Here is a 17,746-nt window from a genome sequence, read left to right as displayed (position 1 = left end):
GATAAATCCAAAGAAAGATGGCTCATCAGCGCTGGTCGTCCAGCTCGACCCCCTTCGGGATCTTGAAGACAAACTCATTGCCCTTGAGCACCGGCTTGCGATTGAAGCTGCTCAGGGTGAATTCGCTCCACTGCCCCTGGGCCTCTTTCACATCGAAGCGGCTGATGTTGTTGTCGCGATCGAAGGTGACGCGGAAGGAGGCGATCAGCTCATCCTTGTTGCGGCTGGTGACTGTGTAGACGTCCCCCTGCTGGGTCACGTCGTAGTTTTTCCAGAACTTGTCGTCGTTGCCGGCGATCAGGATGAAGGGGGTGTTGAGCACCGCATCCTTGAGTTTGAGGGCGGTCACCTGCTCGACGAAGGGATCGTAGACCCAGACGTCCTTGCCATCGGCCACGATCAGGCTCTCGTCCGGCGAGGTGGTGTGCCAGTTGAAGCGATTGGGACGCTGCACCAGCAGGTCGCCACCGGCCTTTTGCAGCTCCTTGCCCTTGCTGTCATAGACGGTCTGGGCAAACTTGGCGGAGAAGAGGCTGACACCCGCCAGCTTCTGCTTGAGGTCGCTGGCCGCATCGGCCCACACCTGGCTGCTGGCGACCAGCAGTACGGTTCCCATCAACAGTTGTTTTTTCATCATGCTTTTCATAACGACGATCTCGATAAAAGGCCACGCCGCTGAGGGCATGGCCAGGATAGTGGGATGAGGCTTAGTCTCGTACCGGGGGCGGTGCCAGCACGTCGCGCTGACCATTGCCACCTGGCGAACTGACGATGCCCTGGTTTTCCATCTGCTCGATGAGACGAGCGGCCCGGTTGTAACCAATCTTGAACTTGCGCTGCACGCTGGAAGTGGAACCACGGCGGGACTCCACCACGAAGGCCACCGCCTCGTCGAACAGGGGATCCAGCTCTTCATCGCCGCCCCCGCCAAATTCGCCGCTGCCACCCTCGCCGCCCGACTCGCCGGAGAGGATCTCCTCTATGTAGTTCGGCTCGCCGCGCAGTTTCCAGTCTGCCACCACCTTGTGCACCTCGTGGTCATCGACGAAGGCGCCGTGCACCCGGGTCGGGTTGGATGTACCGGCCGGCATGTAGAGCATGTCGCCCATGCCGAGCAGGGATTCGGCGCCGCCCTGATCCAGAATGGTGCGCGAGTCGATCTTGCTCGACACCTGGAATGAGATGCGGGTCGGAATGTTGGCCTTGATGAGGCCGGTGATCACATCCACTGAGGGACGCTGGGTCGCCAGAATGAGGTGAATACCGGCGGCCCGCGCCTTCTGGGCGATCCGGGCGATAAGCTCCTCCACCTTCTTGCCGACGATCATCATCATGTCGGCGAATTCGTCCACCACCACCACTATGTGGGGCAGCTTCTCCAGCTCCGGCGGCATCTGATCCATGGAGTCACCCGGGCGCCACAGCGGATCCCGCAGGGGCTCGCCCTCGGCAGCCGCAGCCAGCACCTTGTCGTTGTAACCCTTGAGGTTGCGCACCCCGACCGCCGACATCAGCTTGTAGCGACGCTCCATCTCGCCCACGCACCAGCGCAGCGCGTTGGCGGCATCCTTCATGTCGGTGACCACCTCGGTCAGCAGATGGGGGATCCCTTCGTAGACCGAGAGTTCCAGCATCTTGGGGTCGATCATGATGAAGCGCAGATCGTCCGGCGATGACTTGTAGAGCATGGAGATGATCATGGTGTTCACCCCCACCGACTTGCCCGAACCTGTGGTACCGGCCACCAGCAGGTGCGGCATCTTGGCCAGATTCACCACCACCGGCTCGCCGGCTATGTCCTGACCCAGGCCCATGGTGAGCGGGTTGCGACTGTCACGGAAGGCCTCGCAGTCGAGGGTCTCGCGCAGGTAGACGGTCTGGCGCACCCGGTTGGGCAGCTCGATGCCGACGAAGGTCTTGCCCGGGATCACTTCCACCACCCGCACGCTGCTGGCGGAGAGGGAGCGAGCCAGATCGCGCGACAGGTTGGTGATCTTGCTCGCCTTCATGCCCGGCGCCAGATCCAGTTCGAAACGGGTGATGACGGGGCCCGGATAGACACCGACCACCTTGGCCTGCACGTTGTAGTCGGCGAGTTTTGCCTCCACCAGACGGCCCATGCGGTCCAGCTCGTCCTTGCTCATCATCTGGGTCTTGGCAGGCGGCCTGTCCAGCAGCTCCAGGCTCGGCAAGGGCGCCATGCCTGGCTGTGGACGACGCTTGGGCTTGCTCGGCGCAACGGCGACCGGTGCGGCCACGTCGTCATCACCCTCGGCCCAGGGCAGATCGAACTCTTCATCCTCGTCATCGGCCGTGGTCAGGGCCGGCTGGCGACGGGCAGTGGCAGCAGCGGCGCGCTTGGGCTTGGCCACAGGCGCCGGCTCGTCGTCTTCATCATCAAATTGTGGATCGAACTGGAAGGTGTCGTCATCGAGCTCGGGCAGCCACTCATCGGACTTGGTCTTCTGGCCCTTGCCAGTCTTGCCCTTGGGATTGCGGGTCCAGCTGGTGTGAGGATCGTCCTCTTCATCCTCTTCCAGCTCGATGGCACCCAGGCCCCCTTCCAGCAGGGGATCCGGTCCCTCAAAACGGGGCTGGCGCCAGCCGCCGGTCAACCAGCGACCCAGGGTGGTGGGGAAGTGGTAAACCGCGCTGACCGAGCCAGTGCAGGTAGCACCGATCCGCTCGACTATGGTGAGCCAGGACCAGCCGGTGAACAGTGTGATACCGGTGGCCACGAAGCAGAGCAGCATCAGGTTGGCCCCGACGCCGCCAAACAGCGGCACCACGGCGGAGGAGATCACATCCCCCACCAGACCGCCGGCGGAAAAATTCTGCATGTCGTTGAAGTTCATGCTGGCGATGGCGGACATGCCGAGCACGGTCAGCACAAAACCCACTATCCGTACCGACAGGGTAAGGTAGTCCACGTCCAGCAGCCGGCTCGGACGCCAGAACAGGCTCCAGCCCAGCAGGACGACCAGGGGGGGAACCAGATAGGAGAAGGCCCCAAAGGTGAACATGGTGATGTCGGCGAGCCAGGCCCCCGCGCTACCGGCGAGGTTCTTCACCTCCCCTTGCCAGGAGGTCTGGGACCAACCGGGATCGGCCGGGTGATAGGACAACAGGGCAAGCAAGAGATAGGCAGCCATCAGGGTGATGGCGATCAAGACGGCTTCGAAGATCCGTTGTGTACCTGATAAAGGAGTAAACAGCTTTTTATCGGCCAAACTCCGGCTCCTTTCTGAAAACATGTAATGCAGGGGATAAGGGGGCCTAGTATCCCTGAAAAGCCCACCGATTGTCAGCCAGTGCCTGATGGGCTGGGCCATATTCACAACCAACGCGATAAGAAGAAACGAGCGGACCGGCCGCTCGTTTCTGACTGTCGTGACTTGTCATAAGCCTGGCAAGCCACAGCATAACCCAACTCAACGGGTGCTGATCACCAGACGACTGCTCTGTTTGACCTCTTCCATCACCACGTAGGTGCGGGTGTCATTGACACCGGGCAGTCGCAGCAGGGTTTCCCCCAGCAGGCGACGATAGGCCGACATGTCGCTGACGCGGGTCTTGAGCAGATAGTCGAAATCGCCGGAGACCAGATGGCACTCCTGGATCTCTTCGAGCACCTGAACAGCCTTGTTGAACTGTTCAAACACATCCGGTGCACCGCGATTGAGGGTAATTTCCACGAACACCAGCAGAGACGCGTCCAGATAATGAGGGTTCAGAATAGCGGCATATCCCTCGATATAACCTTGTCGCTCAAGGCGACGAACCCGTTCCAGACACGGTGTAGGACTCAGGCCAACTCGTTTGGACAACTCAACGTTCGAAATCCTGCCATCCTTTTGCAGCTCATTCAGAATGTTGCGGTCAATCCTGTCCAAATCCTTTAGCCGACTCTTAGCTTCCATCATTTTATTCCATCCTTTGGCTATTTTTTGGTAAGAATCACCAGTCATTTTATAATTATGGTCACAAATCCTGTCAATACCTGAATATACTAGGCGCAAATGTTGCTTAACATTTTTGCAACAAAAAACACCAATCGATAGACGAGGGATAGCATGATTATCGGTGTACCTAAAGAAATAAAAAACCATGAATATCGCGTAGGCATGGTTCCGGCCAGTGTACGTGAACTAACAGCACGAAACCATACTGTTTTCGTCCAAAGCGGCGCCGGAAACGGCATTGGCTTCGGTGATGCAGATTATCGCGCTGCCGGTGCCGAAATTTTGGCCTCCGCCGCAGAGGTTTTCGCCAAAGCCGAGATGATCGTCAAGGTGAAGGAGCCCCAGGCCGTCGAACGCGCCATGCTGCGCCCGGGCCAGACCCTCTTTACCTACCTGCATCTGGCGCCCGATCTGCCCCAGACCCTGGAGCTGATCAAGAGCGGAGCCATCTGCATCGCCTACGAAACCGTCACCGACAGCCGTGGCGGCCTGCCCTTGCTGGCCCCCATGTCGGAAGTGGCGGGACGCATGTCTATTCAGGCGGGCGCCCAGGCGCTGGAAAAATCCCGTGGCGGGAGCGGCATGCTGCTCGGCGGCGTACCCGGGGTCGAGCCGGCCAAGGTGGTGATCATAGGGGGTGGCGTAGTGGGTTCGAACGCAGCCCGCATGGCCATTGGCCTGCGTGCCGATGTGACCATACTCGACAACAATGTCGACACCCTGCGCCGCCTCGACAGCGAGTTCCAGGGAGCCGCCAAGGTGGTCTACTCCAACCGCGAGACCCTGGAGCGCCATCTGCTGGCGGCGGACCTGGTCATCGGTGGCGTGCTGGTGCCCGGCGCCACTGCGCCAAAACTTGTCAGCCGTGACCACATTGCCCGCATGAAACCGGGTTCTGCCATCGTCGATGTGGCCATCGATCAGGGCGGCTGCGTGGAGACCTCCCACCCGACCACCCATGAAGATCCCACCTACCTGGTCGACGAGGTGGTGCACTACTGTGTCGCCAACATGCCGGGGGCGGTAGCCCGCACCTCAACCGTGGCCCTCAACAACGCCACCCTCCCCTTCATCATCAAGCTGGCGGAGCAAGGCTATCGGGAGGCACTGCTCAAGGATGCCCACCTGCGCCACGGACTCAACATCATGGCGGGTCACGTCACCTGCAAAGAGGTGGCCGAGGCCCATGGCCTGGCCTGCGCCGATCCGCTGACCTTGTTGAACTGATCGCCGCCCCGCCCGGGGAGTCGATGAGTCAGAATCCGCCCGCGATGGGCGGTTTTTTTATGCCCGAATGCACGCCAACTCGCACCGACGGCCGATTGCCACAATCGACTCACTGGCCTTTGACCCCGGATCTCGAATTACCTACAATCGCGCAAACTCATCACGTCTCGGAAATCACATCATGAGCCAAGTCACTCACAGCAAACTGCTGATCCTGGGATCAGGCCCGGCCGGTTACACCGCCGCCGTCTATGCGGCCCGCGCCAACCTCAATCCCCTGCTCATCACCGGCATGCAGCAAGGCGGTCAGCTGACCACCACCACCGAAGTGGAAAACTGGCCCGGTGACCCCGAGGGGCTGACAGGTCCGGCCCTGATGGACCGCATGAAAGAGCATGCGGAGAAGTTCGACACCCGCATCCTGTTTGATCACATCAATGAGGTGGAACTGACCCAGCGTCCGTTCCGCCTCAAGGGCGACAGCGCCGAGTACACCTGTGATGCGCTGATCATCGCCACCGGTGCCTCCGCCAAGTATCTGGGGCTGCCTTCCGAAGAGGCGTTCAAGGGCCGCGGCGTCTCCGCCTGCGCCACCTGTGACGGCTTCTTCTATCGCAACCAGGAAGTGGCCGTGATCGGCGGCGGCAACACCGCCGTGGAAGAGGCGCTCTATCTGGCCAACATCGCCAAGAAGGTGCACCTCATTCACCGCCGCGACGAGTTCCGCGCCGAGAAGATCCTGATCAAGCGGCTGCACGACAAGGTAGCGAGTGGCAACATAGTGCTGCACACCCACCAGACCCTGGACGAAGTGCTGGGCGATCAGATGGGCGTGACCGGCGTGCGTCTGCGCAGCACCCGGGATGAGACCACCTCAGAGCTGCCGCTGATGGGGGTCTTCATCGCCATCGGTCACCAGCCCAACACCCAGATCTTCGACGGTCAGCTGGCGATGCAGAACGGCTACCTGAAAGTACGCGGCGGACTGGACGGCTTTGCCACCCAGACCAGCATCGAAGGGGTCTTTGCCGCCGGGGACGTGGCCGACCACACCTACCGTCAGGCCATCACCTCTGCCGGCACCGGCTGCATGGCAGCCCTCGACGCCGAGCGATATCTGGACGCGCAATAAGCGCAAGGGATATAAAAGGCATGCCGTGAGGCATGCCTTTTTATTTTAAGGAGCCGGATGAAACAGAAAATATTGATTGTCGAAGACAGTCTGACGATCCGCCGCATGTTGATCCAGGCCATAGCACAGCAAACAGGTCTGGAAATCGATGCGTTCAATACCCTGGAGGGCGCCCGTCATTGCCAGGGGGAAGAGTATGTGGTGGCCCTGGTCGATCTCACCCTGCCGGATGCCCCCAGCGGGGAAGCCGTCAAGGTGCTGCTGGAACTGGGCCTGCCGGTGGTGATCCTCACCGCCGACATCAGCGAAGACAAGCGGGAAGCCTGGCTGGAGGCCGGGGTGCTGGATTACGTGATGAAGGATTCGCGCCACTCACTGCAATACGCAGTCAGTCTGGTGCATCGCCTCTATCTCAATCAGAAAATTGAGGTCTTGGTGGTCGATGATTCACGCACCTCCCGTCATCGCACCATGGCCCAGCTGCGCAAGCAGTTGCTGCAGGTACATGAGGCGAGCCATGCCCGCGATGCCCTGGCCCAGCTTGAACAGAACCCGGCCATTCGGCTGGTGCTGGTCGACTACTACATGCCGGAGATCGACGGCATCAGCCTGGTGCGCATGCTGCGGGAGCGTTACAGCAAGCAGCAGCTCGCCATCATAGGGATCTCTGTGTCGGACAAGCGCGGCCTCTCCGCCCGCTACCTCAAACAGGGCGCCAACGACTTTCTCAACCAGCCGTTTGAACCGGAAGAGTTGCAGTGCCGGGTCAGTCACAATCTGGAGGCTCTTGAACAGTTCAACAGCATTCAGGAGTCGGCCAACCGCGACTACCTGACCGGGCTCTATAACCGGCGTTACTGGTTCAATGAGGGACAGAAGTGGTTTGAGGAGCATCAGCGCCAGGAGACGCCACTCGCCCTCTGCGTGCTCGACGTGGATCACTTCAAGCAGGTCAACGATCACTGGGGTCATGCCATCGGCGATCAGCTGCTTTGTCACCTGACCCGGTTGCTCACCCAGTTCTTCCCCGATGCCATGATCGCCCGTTTTGGCGGCGAGGAGTTTGCCCTGATGGTGCCCCATTGCACCGTACCTGTGCTGCTCAAGCGGCTGGAGGGGCTGCGCCAGCAACTGCGTCAACAGCCGTTGTCACGGGAGATCCCGCTGTTTGCTCGCGCCAGTTTCGGGGTGATCAAGGTCGGGCGCGTCTCCATGGACGAGGCACTGAGCGAGGCGGATCGCCTGCTCTATCAGGCGAAGAACACAGGTCGCGACAAGATAGTGTCTCAGGACTCATCGGCCTGAGCAGACCTCGGCAGATGAGCACCGTGTAGTACCGCCCGACGGATCCTCACTGTGGATGTCGTCGGGTTGCTCCCCCTCTCCCCCTACTTCCTTCCTGGTTCCACTCAATAGGTCTTGTCGACCCGCACCCCATCGTTGAAATAGAGGATGCGCACCTTGTCGCCGTTCATGAATACCATGGCCGGATCATAATCCTGAATGACATTGATGAGCCCGTTCTGCTCGTTGCGAATGAGCAGCTCCACCAGCTTGTTCTCCACCACAGTGCCGCCAGACTGATACTGCTGCGCCGCAGCCGCCCCGGCCAGCGCGCCGACTGCGGTGGCTATTTCACGGCCGTGGCCGCCGCCAAACTGGTTGCCAAGCAAGCCGCCCAATACGGCGCCCCCCAGGGTTTTCCAGCCGGAGTGCTCGGACTCCAGGATCTGACGCTGGGTGATATTGCGCACCGTCTCGACCTGGCCAAACACCACCTGATCCACGGGCCGCGCCGTGTTGCGCTCGTAGACCTGGGCCCAGGCGGGCGCAGTGACAAAGCAGAACAAGCTGGATACTATCAGGATAATGGCCTTCATCTGTGAACCTCTTCGCCTTATGTCTCGCTATCTTACCCAATTGGATGATGAGCTGTGCTGGTTTCCCGACCCCGAGCACGCCCTGGAAGAACCCAATGGCCTGCTGGCGATCGGGGGGGATCTCTCCCCTGACCGATTGCTGGCAGCTTACCACAAGGGGATCTTCCCGTGGAATGAGCCCCACCAGCCGCTGCTGTGGTGGTCACCAGATCCCAGAGGGGTCATCATTCCGGAACAGTTGCACGTCAATCGCAGCCTGCGCAAATTTATCCGCCGTACCTCATTCGATATTTCCATCAATCGCGCCTTTAATGAGGTAATAGCGGCCTGCGCCGCCCCCCGTCGCAGTGCCAGTGGAACCTGGATAAGCACGCCCATGATCGACGCCTATCGACAACTTCACCGCCTTGGCCATGCCCACTCAGTCGAGATCTGGCAGGATGGCCAGCTGCAAGCCGGTCTCTATGGTCTCTCACTCGGCCGCCTCTTCTGTGGCGAGTCCATGTTCAGTCGCATCGACAACGGCGCCAAACTGGCCATGATGGCGCTCTGCCAGCACTTCGCCCGCCATGGCGGCGCGCTGATCGACTGCCAGATGCAAAATGACTTCCTGGCCACCATGGGGATCCAGGAGTGGCCGAGGGCCACCTTCTTGACGGCCCTGGCCCAACTGAGCCGACAGCCATTGGCGGAGAACTGCTGGCAATCGGGGAGCATCAGCCTATGACAGAAGAAGTGATCCTCAAGGTAGGGCTGACCCCCAAGCATCAATGCAGCTACCTTGGCCATGAGCAGGAGCAACTGCTGGTATTGATGGACCACAACCTGCTCAATGCCAGCGGCTATGAGCGGCTGCTGACGGCGGGATTTCGGCGCAGTGGCAACGACATCTATCGACCTCACTGCCCCGCCTGCAGTGCCTGCCAGTCCTTGCGCATCCACAGCGAGCGTTTCGTGCCGAGCCGCAGCCAGAAGCGGATCCACCAGTTGAATCAGGACCTGGAACTGGTGCTCAGCTACGACGACAAACCCGAATATTATCAGCTCTACGAGCGCTACATTCGCGAGCGCCACCATGATGGCAGCATGTATCCCCCCAGCCGAACCCAGTACAAGGGCTTTTTGCACTGTGACTGGATGCCGCCCCTCTATCTGGAGATGCGCAAGGACAACCGCTTGATCGGGGTCGCCACCACGGATCTGCTGCCCCACAGCATGAGTGCCATGTATACCTTCTTCGATCCGGCCCATGCCGATCGCTCCCTCGGCACCTTCGCCATCCTGAGTCAGTTGGAACTGGCCAGACGTACGGGTCGTACCTGGTTGTATCTCGGCTATCTGGTGGAGGAGTGTCGCAAGATGAATTACAAGCGCCAATACCTGCCCCACGAGCGCCTGATCCAGGGGGAATGGAAAAATATCGACACCAAGCCCGAGTAAACTTTACACATAGCCTTAAATCCGGCATGATCCAGCGGATTTTTGTTGTGGCTTATCAAGAGGATTCAATGGCTAAAGAAGACAGTATTGAGATGCAGGGCACCATTCTCGAAACCCTGCCCAATACCATGTTCCGTGTGGAACTGGAAAATGGTCACGTGGTTATCGCTCATATTTCCGGCAAGATGCGCAAAAACTACATCCGTATCCTGACTGGGGACAAAGTAACGGTAGCTCTGACTCCGTACGATCTCTCCAAGGGACGTATTGTTTTCCGCTCTCGCTAAGCCAGGAATTCAGCAAAAAACCCCAACCTCTCGGTTGGGGTTTTTTGTCGCTTTCTAACTATGGTGCCTAGTGGGAGACAGCTTCAATATTGACCTGAAAATCAAAGCTGAGGCTGTCATTTACCAACTCAACCTTCACTACCCCCCCATCAACCAGTGATCCGAACAGGATCTCATTGGCCAAGGGTTTCTTGAGGTGTTCCTGGATGACCCGTCCCATGGGTCTGGCTCCCATGGCCCTGTCATATCCCTTCTCGGCCAACCAGTGGCGGACACCCTCGGACACTTCAAGAGACACTCCCTTGGCATCCAGTTGTACCTGCAACTCGACAATGAACTTGTCGACCACCTGATGGATCACCGTCATGTCCAGATGGTTGAACCAGATGGTGTGATCGAGCCGGTTGCGGAATTCCGGACTGAACGTCTTGTTGATCACCGCCATGGCATCGTGGCTCATGTCTTGCTGCTGGAAGCCGATGGACTTGCGCTGGGTCTCCTGCACGCCGGCGTTGGTGGTCATCACCAGGATCACGTTGCGAAAATCTGCCTTGCGCCCGTTGTTATCCGTCAGGGTCCCGTTGTCCATCACCTGCAGCAGCAGGTTGAACACATCCGGGTGTGCCTTCTCGATCTCGTCCAGCAGCACCACTGAGTGCGGATGCTTGAGCACCGAGTCGGTCAACAAGCCGCCCTGTTCAAAGCCGACATAACCGGGAGGCGCGCCAATCAGACGTGAGACTGTGTGTCGCTCCATGTACTCGGACATGTCAAAACGCAGTACTTCCACCCCGAGCGCCTTGCCAAGCTGCTGGGTGACCTCTGTCTTGCCCACCCCGGTCGGACCTGCAAACAGGAAGCAACCCACAGGACGACGTTCATTGCCAAGGCCCGAGCGTGACAGGCGGATGGAATCGGTCAGCACAGAGATTGCCTTGTCCTGGCCAAACACCACCATCTTGAGGTTGCGCTCCAGGTTCTTCAGTACTTCCTTGTCGGAGGAAGAGACTGATTTCTCCGGGATGCGGGCTATCTTGGCGACTATGGCTTCGATTTCCGGCACATTGATCACTTTCTTGCGCTTGCTCACCGGCAGCAGCCGCTGCCCTGCCCCCGCCTCGTCGATCACGTCGATCGCCTTGTCAGGCAGATGACGGTCATTGATGTACTTGGCCGACAGCTCGACCGCAGCCCGGATCGCCTTGACGGTGTAACGCACGCCGTGGTGCGATTCGTAACGACTCTTGAGCCCCATCAGGATGCGAGTGGTGTCATCCACACTCGGCTCGACGATATCGATCTTCTGGAAGCGACGGGCCAGCGCGCGGTCTTTCTCGAAGATCTGGGAATACTCCTGGTAAGTCGTCGACCCGACACAGCGCAGCAAACCATTGGAGAGCAACGGCTTGATGAGGTTGGCCGCATCCAGCTGGCCACCTGAGGCGGCCCCGGCCCCAATGATGGTGTGGATCTCGTCGATGAACAGAATGGCACCTTCCTGGCGCTCTATCTGTTTGAGCAGCACCTTGAGGCGCTTCTCGAAGTCACCACGGTATTTGGTGCCCGCCAGCAGGGAGCCCATGTCGAGTGAATAGATGGTGCTGCCGGCAATCACCTCGGGCACATCACCCTTGACGATGCGATAGGCCAGCCCCTCGGCGATGGCGGTCTTGCCTACTCCAGCCTCCCCCACCAACAGCGGGTTGTTCTTGCGGCGACGGCACAGTACCTGGATGGTGCGGCTCAGCTCCTGATCGCGGCCGATGAGCGGGTCGATACGCCCCTCCAGCACCAGCTGGTTCAGGTTGGTCGCAAAACTCTCAATCTGGGCAGCAGAGACATCGTCATCGGACTCGGCGTTGTTACCGCTGTTATCCGGTTTGCTGTCTTTGCGCACACCGTGGGAGAGGAAATTGACCACATCCAGCCGGCTGATCTCGGCTTTCTTCAGGAAGTAGGCCGCCTGGGACTCCTGCTCGCTGAAGATGGCAACCAGCACGTTGGCGCCGCTGACTTCGGTATTGCCAGAAGACTGGACATGGAACACGGCACGCTGCAGCACCCGTTGGAAGCCAAGCGTGGGTTGGGTTTCACGGTCTTCATCATCGCGAGGAATAAGCGGGGTTGTTTGACTGATGAATGCGCTAATCTCTTTGCGCATCAGTTCCACATCAGCACCACATGAACTCAGCGCCTCATGGGCTGAGCTGTTATCCAACAGGGCTAACAACAGGTGCTCGACGGTCATGAATTCGTGGCGCTCGTCACGGGCCAGTTTGAAAGCCTCGTTCAGCGTCTTTTCTAGATCTTTATTCAACATAGGCACCTCCCCTCAGTACAGCAACAATGTGGTGTCGTCATCGCCATCAAGTCATCAGATTCAAGCCTTTTCCATGGTACACAGCAGTGGATGTTCGTTGTTACGTGAATAGGTGTTGACCTGGACCACTTTGGTTTCGGCAATCTCGGCGGTGAACGTGCCACAAACTCCCTTACCACTATAATGCACACTCAGCATCACCTGGGTGGCCTTGTCCAAATCCATACCAAAGAACTTTTGCAGCACCTCCACCACAAACTCCATCGGTGTGTAGTCGTCGTTGTTCAGGACGACCTTGTACATGGGTGGCGGTTGCAGCTTCGTTTTCTCTGCTTGTGCAATCTCTTCATTAGCAAAGAGTTCTTTCTGCTTGCTCATAATCGCGCTTCGGTACCTCTAGATTACTACCGTCTAACACAAGATTGTCAATAGACTTGTTAACCAGATCACATCAGTTGTTAACAACTCCTTGACTCGCTCAAAAGTTAGACTAGATTGGTTACTTGCTAATCGGCGCCCGTCTGCTATGGGCTTATGCTACTAGTTATAAAGGGCTGGCGCAGGTTACTCAACGACTTCAGGGTAATCAATAAAAGGATGTAGATGTATGGCAACCGGAACAGTCAAGTGGTTTAACAACGCAAAAGGATTTGGGTTTATCTGTCCGGAAGGGGGTGGTGAAGATATCTTCGCCCACTACTCCACGATACAAATGGAAGGTTACAAGACCTTGAAAGCAGGTCAGGCAGTCAACTTCGAACTGCAGCAGGGGCCGAAAGGAAATCACGCCTCTGTCATCGTGCCAAACGAAGCACAGAACATGTAAGAGTCGAACTGGATAAATAAAAAACCCGGCTAACCGCAAGGTCGCCGGGTTTTTTATTGCGCTGCGCGATTGCGAGCGTGAAGCCCGTCAGACGTGGGCTTCATCGACCATCACAGGGCTTGGTCGTGGTAGTCCTGGCAGGCACTCAGGGTGTTTTCCATCAGGCTAGCCACCGTCATGGGACCAACCCCCCCCGGAACCGGAGTGATGAAGGAGGCGTGATTACGCGCCGTCTCGAACTCCACATCCCCCACCAGAGAACCGTCGGCCAGACGATTGATGCCCACATCGATCACCAGGGCCCCCGGCTTGATCCACTCCCCCGGAATGAAGTTCGGCTTGCCCACGGCCACGACCAGCAAGTCGGCGCGACGCACCTGATCTTCCAGATCCTGAGTGAAGCGGTGACAAGTGGTCGTGGTACAACCGGCCAGCAGCAGCTCCAGCGTCATCGGGCGCCCCACAATATTGGATGCCCCGACCACTACCGCATGCAGGCCGTGTGTCTTGACACCCGTAGCCTCAATCAGCGTCATGATGCCCTTGGGCGTACAGGGGCGCAGCGCCGGAATACGTTGCGCCAGACGGCCCACGTTGTACGGGTGGAAGCCATCCACATCCTTGTCGGGACGGATACGCTCCAACACCTGAGTCGTATCACAATGGGCCGGCAGCGGCAGTTGCACCAGAATGCCGTCTACGTCCGCATCATCATTGAGCCGATCGATCAGAGCCAGCAGCTCTTCCTGGCTCGCCGTCGCGCTCAGATCGTAAGAGCGGGAGATAAACCCCACCTCTTCACAGGCGCGGCGCTTGCTGCCGACATAGACCTGAGATGCCGGATCCACTCCGACCAGGATCACCGCCAGACCTGGCGCCCGTTTCCCTTGTGCCAACCGCTGTTGGACTTGCGCTGCGACCTGATTGCGAATCGTTTGCGCAACCTGTTTTCCATCAATGATTTTGGCAGACATCGTTCTTCACTCACCATGTGTTCAACTGCCGCGCATTGTCGCATTTTTTTGGCGCGGGTGTTAGCAGCGCTCGCTGGGCGGGCAATAAGTAGGCACTTGAATTTACTAGCGGAAAAATACGTTGACGCTGCCTTTCCCGCTTGGGTATGATGCCCGCCCGTTGCCCAGTACCGCCGCTATCGGTATGCTGGACAAGAAATTTTCGGTGATTAGCGCAGCCCGGTAGCGCATCTGGTTTGGGACCAGAGGGTCAAAGGTTCGAATCCTTTATCACCGACCAAGTTCATCGATGAGCCACCTTGGCTGATCGATACAGAGCGCCCTTAGCTCAGTCGGATAGAGCAACGGCCTTCTAAGCCGTGGGTCGCAGGTTCGAATCCTGCAGGGCGCACCATTAATGAATCCTCCCTCCCAGGGATGGATAGTATTAATGGAAATTTTCAGTGGTGGCTGTAGCTCAGTTGGTAGAGTCCCGGATTGTGATTCCGGTTGTCGTGGGTTCGAGCCCCATCAGCCACCCCATTTCCTCCTTTAAAAAACACCCAATCCTATCTATTTAAATCCAGTAGAAATAAACCCCCTCCTTGTGTGCTGACGATTGCCTGTAAAAATGTCCGCAACGGGCCTCACAGGTACTCACCCTAAAAGGCATCAGCGTCGGTGCTGGCCGTGTCTGTGGCATGCATTTGCTCTCTAAACTCAACCGCTTGTTACACCTCACATGGACCATCGAGAATAGGCGATTGGGCTTAACGATGAGCAAATTCACCTGCTTGAGCACTTCAGTCCGTAGTTTCGAGAACGCCAGCTAGAAATCCACTACATCGAGGAACTGGTGACGGTCGACACCTTCTTCATCAGCAAGCTCAAGGGGTTGGTAAGGTGTATCTGCAAACCGTGCTGGACCGCTACAACCGCCACGCCTGGGGACGGCTCTACACCAGCAAGCTGCCAGTTACCTCAGTCCATGTGCTCAATGAAACGACACTGTCGTTCTTCGAGGCTCACGAGGCGCGGGTCTATACCATCCTGCCGGATAACGGGCGTGAGTTCTGCGGACACCCTGACCATCATCCTACGAGCTGTTTCTGCAACTGGAGGGGATTAAGCTACAGACCACCAAGGCGCGCAGACCGCAGAGCAACGGGTTTATCGAGCGGCTACATCGAACCTTGCTCGATGAACACTTCCGTATCAAGGGGAAGACAACTTGGTATGAGTTAGTGGGGCAGATGCAGACAGACTTGGACAGCTACCTTGATCACTACAACACCCAGCAGCCACATCAGGGCAGAATTATAGAGGGATAGACCCCCTACCGCATGTTCAAGAAGAGGTTGAAACTGATACCGAAAGAAGTGCGATCTAAAGTGGGGTAAGCAAGACACCGGTTTGAGACCGGTGTCAGGTGGCAACTATATTTGTTCATGCTACTACCAGCTTATCAGCTGCCATCAATGATCTTTAACATGCAGCTAAACAGCTATGAACAAGGTGTGCACCCCATATTTTTACTGGATGTCTATTGCACCTTACCAAATTCTTAACCATATTTTTCTTTCATATACTTCTTTACCGATATTGCATTGTTAAACTTATATGTTCCATCACCGGTACCATCCTCTGTGCCACTTAAAACTGGATCCAAAGTCTTTGCTTTATCAAAAGTATATTCTCCACCAGCGTTCTTTTTATAAATATTAACTTCAATATTTGTCTCATCAATCCCTTCTGCCTGATGCTTACTATGCCATGAAACTATAGTTCCTATATGATTCACACCTTTCAGAGTAAAGAAAAAAACGCTCCTAAGATTCGGGTAATCGCCGTTCTCACATATTTTATCCAGCTCATAATGTGATATTTTATCATAAATAACCATAGATAATGGACAGTTTATGTCATCTTTTTCCTCAATTTGAACGCTCGCTGTATCATTACTTATCCTATAGGGCCCTTGAATAATATCAGCCGCGCTCACAAACAAAGTGGGGGAAATTAAATTTAAAATGAAAATTAAAAAACCATACTTCCTCATTATAACCTCACGAATTTGCACTCACTATTATCAATACCTACTGGGTGATATCGGTTCAAGCAGTTGCTGGCGGGGAAAATCTGTCTGCGTAACTACAACGGCCAAGTGGGAGAAGTCATGGCGTATGTAGGTGCCATAAACAAACTGAATACCCTAGGTCTGCCTGTCAGAAAGCCCCGAGTGTAGCGGTCACCCGGGGCTGGGGAAGTGATGACTTGATGGTTGATTTGGGCAACAACGCCGTCAGGTGATAACTAGATCTGTACACCCGATGAATGAGGTGCCTCAGTATTTCACAACCACCGTAATCAAAAACAATCCTCATAATTTTCTAATGCCTGAGAGAAATCAAATTTCTTTCCTTTAACATTTATATAAAACACATTGTCAAAGTTAGCACCTTGGTAACCAAAGTGATACCGTCCATTTACCTTGCCATCAACTATTTCAACCCAGTCACTATTAACAGCATACGGTCGACCTTCGTCATTCGTCTCTTCTTCATAATTCACTTGGACTATAGTTATTTTATCTTTATTTTTCCCATATTGAACATATCCTCCAACCCAACCTACAGTGGAGGCCCACATCATTCGCATTTTAATTTTACCATTGGGACTAACAAAGCATCGATAGTCTACGCCGACATCTTCAGCACGGCAGACAGAAGACAACAGAATAAAAACCAAGACCAAATATTTATTCATTTAAGTTACTCTAGAGTTATAATACGCTGCTCAACAAAATCTCGACAAAGCCGTCCATACCACTTTTTACCCATTTCCTGCGGAGTAAATGGTTGAGTATCTAGCAGAGTCAAAAATATTGGGCTCCCAGATTTTCCCACCGTACGGACTTACTGGATCAACGCCTCCCCATGATGGATACCTGGACTGAATTTGTTACTGGATAACTACCGTTCAAATTAAATAAGCGACTTGGACAGGCCACTTCCCTCTATATTTTTTGCCTAATATGTTGCTTTATAAATATATGCTACACAACCATCTGATGGGCACAAAACTGATGCAGAGCCGTCCTTGGCCATCAGCCTTGCCTATCAAGGTAAATCATGAATGAATTGAATCTCATTATTCAAAAAAAACACTCTTTCCTTTGTTACATTCATAAGGCATTTTTTAATCTCTATCAGTTGAGCAATAGAACTGTCTTCAAAAAAAGCTCCCCTCGCGTAACACTGAGCATCTCTGAGCATCTCTGAGCATCTCTGAGCTTAATCCAATATCTTTGGGATTGAACCAGTTGACTCCAGTATTTTTCTTTAGATTGCTTATCATAACCGCTAGATAACAATGTAGATTTTAAATTATTATATGTTTTGTTTAACTCAGCATCAGCTTGTTTTGATTTACTTTCATAACAAGCAGCAAGATTGGTAGATGGCGCAGAGATATCACAATTACGATCTGTGTTTGAAAACACACTCAATGATATAAAAAAAAGAGCAAAAGATAGTCTTTTCACAGTTATTCTCCAGTTAGATATTTAGCTCTGTTACGCCCAGGCTCATATTGGCTCAAGGAGGGGTTGTTTTTGATGTAATCGGCGTATTTTTGTCTCTAATGAAGAAATCAGAGGAGCCTTTCTCAAAGGCGCTGTCCCAATTATGCGTTGAAAGGCTAATCTTGAAGTAGGTCAT

Annotated in this window: 17 protein-coding genes, 3 tRNA genes and 2 pseudogenes; 12 read left to right on the top strand and 10 right to left on the bottom strand. The window is 55.6% G+C overall.

The genetic code is table 11. The annotated features are described in order from the left end of the window. Positions 1-25: 25 nt before the first annotated feature. From lolA to lrp, 3 genes are all read right to left on the bottom strand, one after another. A complete protein-coding gene (lolA, locus tag BN1118_RS14700; protein ID WP_043556901.1) occupies positions 26-634 on the bottom strand; it encodes an outer membrane lipoprotein periplasmic chaperone LolA in 609 nt (202 codons plus the stop codon). 73 nt (positions 635-707) lie between these two features. Then, positions 708-3,230, bottom strand: a complete 2,523-nt coding sequence (locus tag BN1118_RS14695; RefSeq protein ID WP_043556847.1) for a DNA translocase FtsK — start codon at positions 3,228-3,230, stop codon at positions 708-710. A 201-nt stretch (positions 3,231-3,431) separates the two neighbouring features. Beyond that, the gene (lrp, locus tag BN1118_RS14690; RefSeq protein ID WP_005300047.1) at positions 3,432-3,923 is read right to left on the bottom strand and encodes a leucine-responsive transcriptional regulator Lrp; all 492 of its coding nucleotides are present in this window, start codon (positions 3,921-3,923) and stop codon (positions 3,432-3,434) included. Positions 3,924-4,073: 150 nt separating this feature from the next. On the opposite strand from lrp, the gene ald reads away from it, so the two are divergent. The 3 genes from ald (at position 4,074) to BN1118_RS14675 (ending at position 7,626) form a co-directional block, all read left to right on the top strand. After that, positions 4,074-5,189 carry an alanine dehydrogenase gene (ald, locus tag BN1118_RS14685; protein ID WP_043556846.1) on the top strand — a complete coding sequence of 372 codons (1,116 nt, stop codon included), beginning with the start codon at positions 4,074-4,076 and terminating at the stop codon, positions 5,187-5,189. Between the two features lie 181 nt (positions 5,190-5,370). Beyond that, positions 5,371-6,321, top strand: a complete 951-nt coding sequence (trxB, locus tag BN1118_RS14680) for a thioredoxin-disulfide reductase (RefSeq protein ID WP_043135959.1) — start codon at positions 5,371-5,373, stop codon at positions 6,319-6,321. 57 nt (positions 6,322-6,378) lie between these two features. Further along, positions 6,379-7,626 carry a diguanylate cyclase gene (locus BN1118_RS14675; RefSeq protein ID WP_043556845.1) on the top strand — a complete coding sequence of 416 codons (1,248 nt, stop codon included), beginning with the start codon at positions 6,379-6,381 and terminating at the stop codon, positions 7,624-7,626. A 104-nt stretch (positions 7,627-7,730) separates the two neighbouring features. Here the strand turns inward: BN1118_RS14675 and BN1118_RS14670 are convergent, their stop codons facing one another. After that, positions 7,731-8,201, bottom strand: coding sequence for an outer membrane lipoprotein (locus BN1118_RS14670; protein WP_043135952.1), 471 nt, complete (start codon positions 8,199-8,201; stop codon positions 7,731-7,733). Between the two features lie 19 nt (positions 8,202-8,220). Between BN1118_RS14670 and aat the strand changes: the two genes are divergently transcribed. The 3 genes from aat to infA all read left to right on the top strand — a co-directional run bounded on the left by aat (position 8,221) and on the right by infA (position 9,928). Then, a complete protein-coding gene (aat, locus tag BN1118_RS14665) occupies positions 8,221-8,928 on the top strand; it encodes a leucyl/phenylalanyl-tRNA--protein transferase (RefSeq protein ID WP_043556844.1) in 708 nt (235 codons plus the stop codon). After that, complete coding sequence (locus tag BN1118_RS14660) at positions 8,925-9,641, top strand: arginyltransferase (RefSeq protein WP_043556843.1); 717 nt, start codon at positions 8,925-8,927, stop codon at positions 9,639-9,641. Before aat ends, BN1118_RS14660 begins: the two co-directional genes overlap by 4 nt. Before the next feature lie 68 nt (positions 9,642-9,709). Then, positions 9,710-9,928, top strand: coding sequence for a translation initiation factor IF-1 (gene infA, locus BN1118_RS14655; protein ID WP_005300033.1), 219 nt, complete (start codon positions 9,710-9,712; stop codon positions 9,926-9,928). Positions 9,929-9,995: 67 nt separating this feature from the next. On the opposite strand, the gene clpA is transcribed toward infA, so the two are convergent. After that, positions 9,996-12,248, bottom strand: coding sequence for an ATP-dependent Clp protease ATP-binding subunit ClpA (gene clpA, locus BN1118_RS14650; protein WP_043556842.1), 2,253 nt, complete (start codon positions 12,246-12,248; stop codon positions 9,996-9,998). 60 nt (positions 12,249-12,308) lie between these two features. Next, positions 12,309-12,626: an ATP-dependent Clp protease adapter ClpS gene (gene clpS, locus BN1118_RS14645; RefSeq protein WP_005310725.1), complete on the bottom strand. Its 318-nt coding sequence runs from the start codon at positions 12,624-12,626 to the stop codon at positions 12,309-12,311. A gap of 229 nt (positions 12,627-12,855) precedes the next feature. On the opposite strand from clpS, the gene cspD reads away from it, so the two are divergent. Continuing rightward, complete coding sequence (gene cspD / locus BN1118_RS14640) at positions 12,856-13,074, top strand: cold shock-like protein CspD (protein WP_005300025.1); 219 nt, start codon at positions 12,856-12,858, stop codon at positions 13,072-13,074. 110 nt (positions 13,075-13,184) lie between these two features. Here cspD and folD read toward each other — a convergent pair whose 3' ends face one another. Further along, positions 13,185-14,048, bottom strand: a complete 864-nt coding sequence (folD, locus tag BN1118_RS14635) for a bifunctional methylenetetrahydrofolate dehydrogenase/methenyltetrahydrofolate cyclohydrolase FolD (protein ID WP_043556841.1) — start codon at positions 14,046-14,048, stop codon at positions 13,185-13,187. A gap of 203 nt (positions 14,049-14,251) precedes the next feature. Between folD and BN1118_RS14630 the strand changes: the two genes are divergently transcribed. The 4 genes and pseudogenes from BN1118_RS14630 to BN1118_RS21300 all read left to right on the top strand — a co-directional run. After that, positions 14,252-14,328 (top strand) — tRNA-Pro (locus tag BN1118_RS14630). Positions 14,329-14,365: 37 nt separating this feature from the next. After that, a tRNA-Arg gene (locus tag BN1118_RS14625) sits at positions 14,366-14,442 on the top strand. Between the two features lie 52 nt (positions 14,443-14,494). Further along, positions 14,495-14,570 (top strand) — tRNA-His (locus tag BN1118_RS14620). 92 nt (positions 14,571-14,662) lie between these two features. Beyond that, positions 14,663-15,427: pseudogene (locus BN1118_RS21300) on the top strand (integrase core domain-containing protein); the annotation flags it as partial. A 164-nt stretch (positions 15,428-15,591) separates the two neighbouring features. Here BN1118_RS21300 and BN1118_RS21840 read toward each other — a convergent pair. Further along, positions 15,592-16,107: a DUF2147 domain-containing protein gene (locus BN1118_RS21840; RefSeq protein ID WP_156995022.1), complete on the bottom strand. Its 516-nt coding sequence runs from the start codon at positions 16,105-16,107 to the stop codon at positions 15,592-15,594. A gap of 27 nt (positions 16,108-16,134) precedes the next feature. Between BN1118_RS21840 and BN1118_RS21835 the strand changes: the two are divergent. After that, positions 16,135-16,272 (top strand): annotated as a pseudogene (locus BN1118_RS21835) (IS5/IS1182 family transposase); the annotation flags it as partial. Positions 16,273-16,394: 122 nt separating this feature from the next. Here BN1118_RS21835 and BN1118_RS21830 read toward each other — a convergent pair. Together BN1118_RS21830 and BN1118_RS21295 are read right to left on the bottom strand one after the other, a co-directional pair. After that, complete coding sequence (locus BN1118_RS21830; RefSeq protein WP_156995020.1) at positions 16,395-16,793, bottom strand: hypothetical protein; 399 nt, start codon at positions 16,791-16,793, stop codon at positions 16,395-16,397. Positions 16,794-17,235: 442 nt separating this feature from the next. Next, positions 17,236-17,571: a lysozyme inhibitor LprI family protein gene (locus tag BN1118_RS21295; RefSeq protein ID WP_167336112.1), complete on the bottom strand. Its 336-nt coding sequence runs from the start codon at positions 17,569-17,571 to the stop codon at positions 17,236-17,238. Between the last annotated feature and the right edge of the window lie 175 nt (positions 17,572-17,746).

It is taken from the genome of Aeromonas bestiarum (assembly GCF_000819745.1).
Lineage (GTDB): Bacteria > Pseudomonadota > Gammaproteobacteria > Enterobacterales > Aeromonadaceae > Aeromonas > Aeromonas bestiarum.
Note: the sequence above shows the minus strand (reverse complement) of the source record. Positions and strands in the feature narration are given on the sequence as shown.

Bases quoted from the DNA above. Each gene is read 5' to 3' on its own strand.
- BN1118_RS21830 (WP_156995020.1), bottom strand. From the start codon at position 16,793: ATGAATAAATATTTGGTCTTGGTTTTTATTCTGTTGTCTTCTGTCTGC.
- infA (WP_005300033.1), top strand. From the start codon at position 9,710: ATGGCTAAAGAAGACAGTATTGAGATGCAGGGCACCATTCTCGAAACC.
- aat (WP_043556844.1), top strand. From the start codon at position 8,221: ATGTCTCGCTATCTTACCCAATTGGATGATGAGCTGTGCTGGTTTCCC.
- BN1118_RS14670 (WP_043135952.1), bottom strand. From the start codon at position 8,201: ATGAAGGCCATTATCCTGATAGTATCCAGCTTGTTCTGCTTTGTCACT.
- BN1118_RS14675 (WP_043556845.1), top strand. From the start codon at position 6,379: ATGAAACAGAAAATATTGATTGTCGAAGACAGTCTGACGATCCGCCGC.
- BN1118_RS14660 (WP_043556843.1), top strand. From the start codon at position 8,925: ATGACAGAAGAAGTGATCCTCAAGGTAGGGCTGACCCCCAAGCATCAA.
- lolA (WP_043556901.1), bottom strand. From the start codon at position 634: ATGAAAAAACAACTGTTGATGGGAACCGTACTGCTGGTCGCCAGCAGC.
- trxB (WP_043135959.1), top strand. From the start codon at position 5,371: ATGAGCCAAGTCACTCACAGCAAACTGCTGATCCTGGGATCAGGCCCG.
- clpA (WP_043556842.1), bottom strand. From the start codon at position 12,248: ATGTTGAATAAAGATCTAGAAAAGACGCTGAACGAGGCTTTCAAACTG.
- clpS (WP_005310725.1), bottom strand. From the start codon at position 12,626: ATGAGCAAGCAGAAAGAACTCTTTGCTAATGAAGAGATTGCACAAGCA.
- ald (WP_043556846.1), top strand. From the start codon at position 4,074: ATGATTATCGGTGTACCTAAAGAAATAAAAAACCATGAATATCGCGTA.
- folD (WP_043556841.1), bottom strand. From the start codon at position 14,048: ATGTCTGCCAAAATCATTGATGGAAAACAGGTTGCGCAAACGATTCGC.
- cspD (WP_005300025.1), top strand. From the start codon at position 12,856: ATGGCAACCGGAACAGTCAAGTGGTTTAACAACGCAAAAGGATTTGGG.
- lrp (WP_005300047.1), bottom strand. From the start codon at position 3,923: ATGATGGAAGCTAAGAGTCGGCTAAAGGATTTGGACAGGATTGACCGC.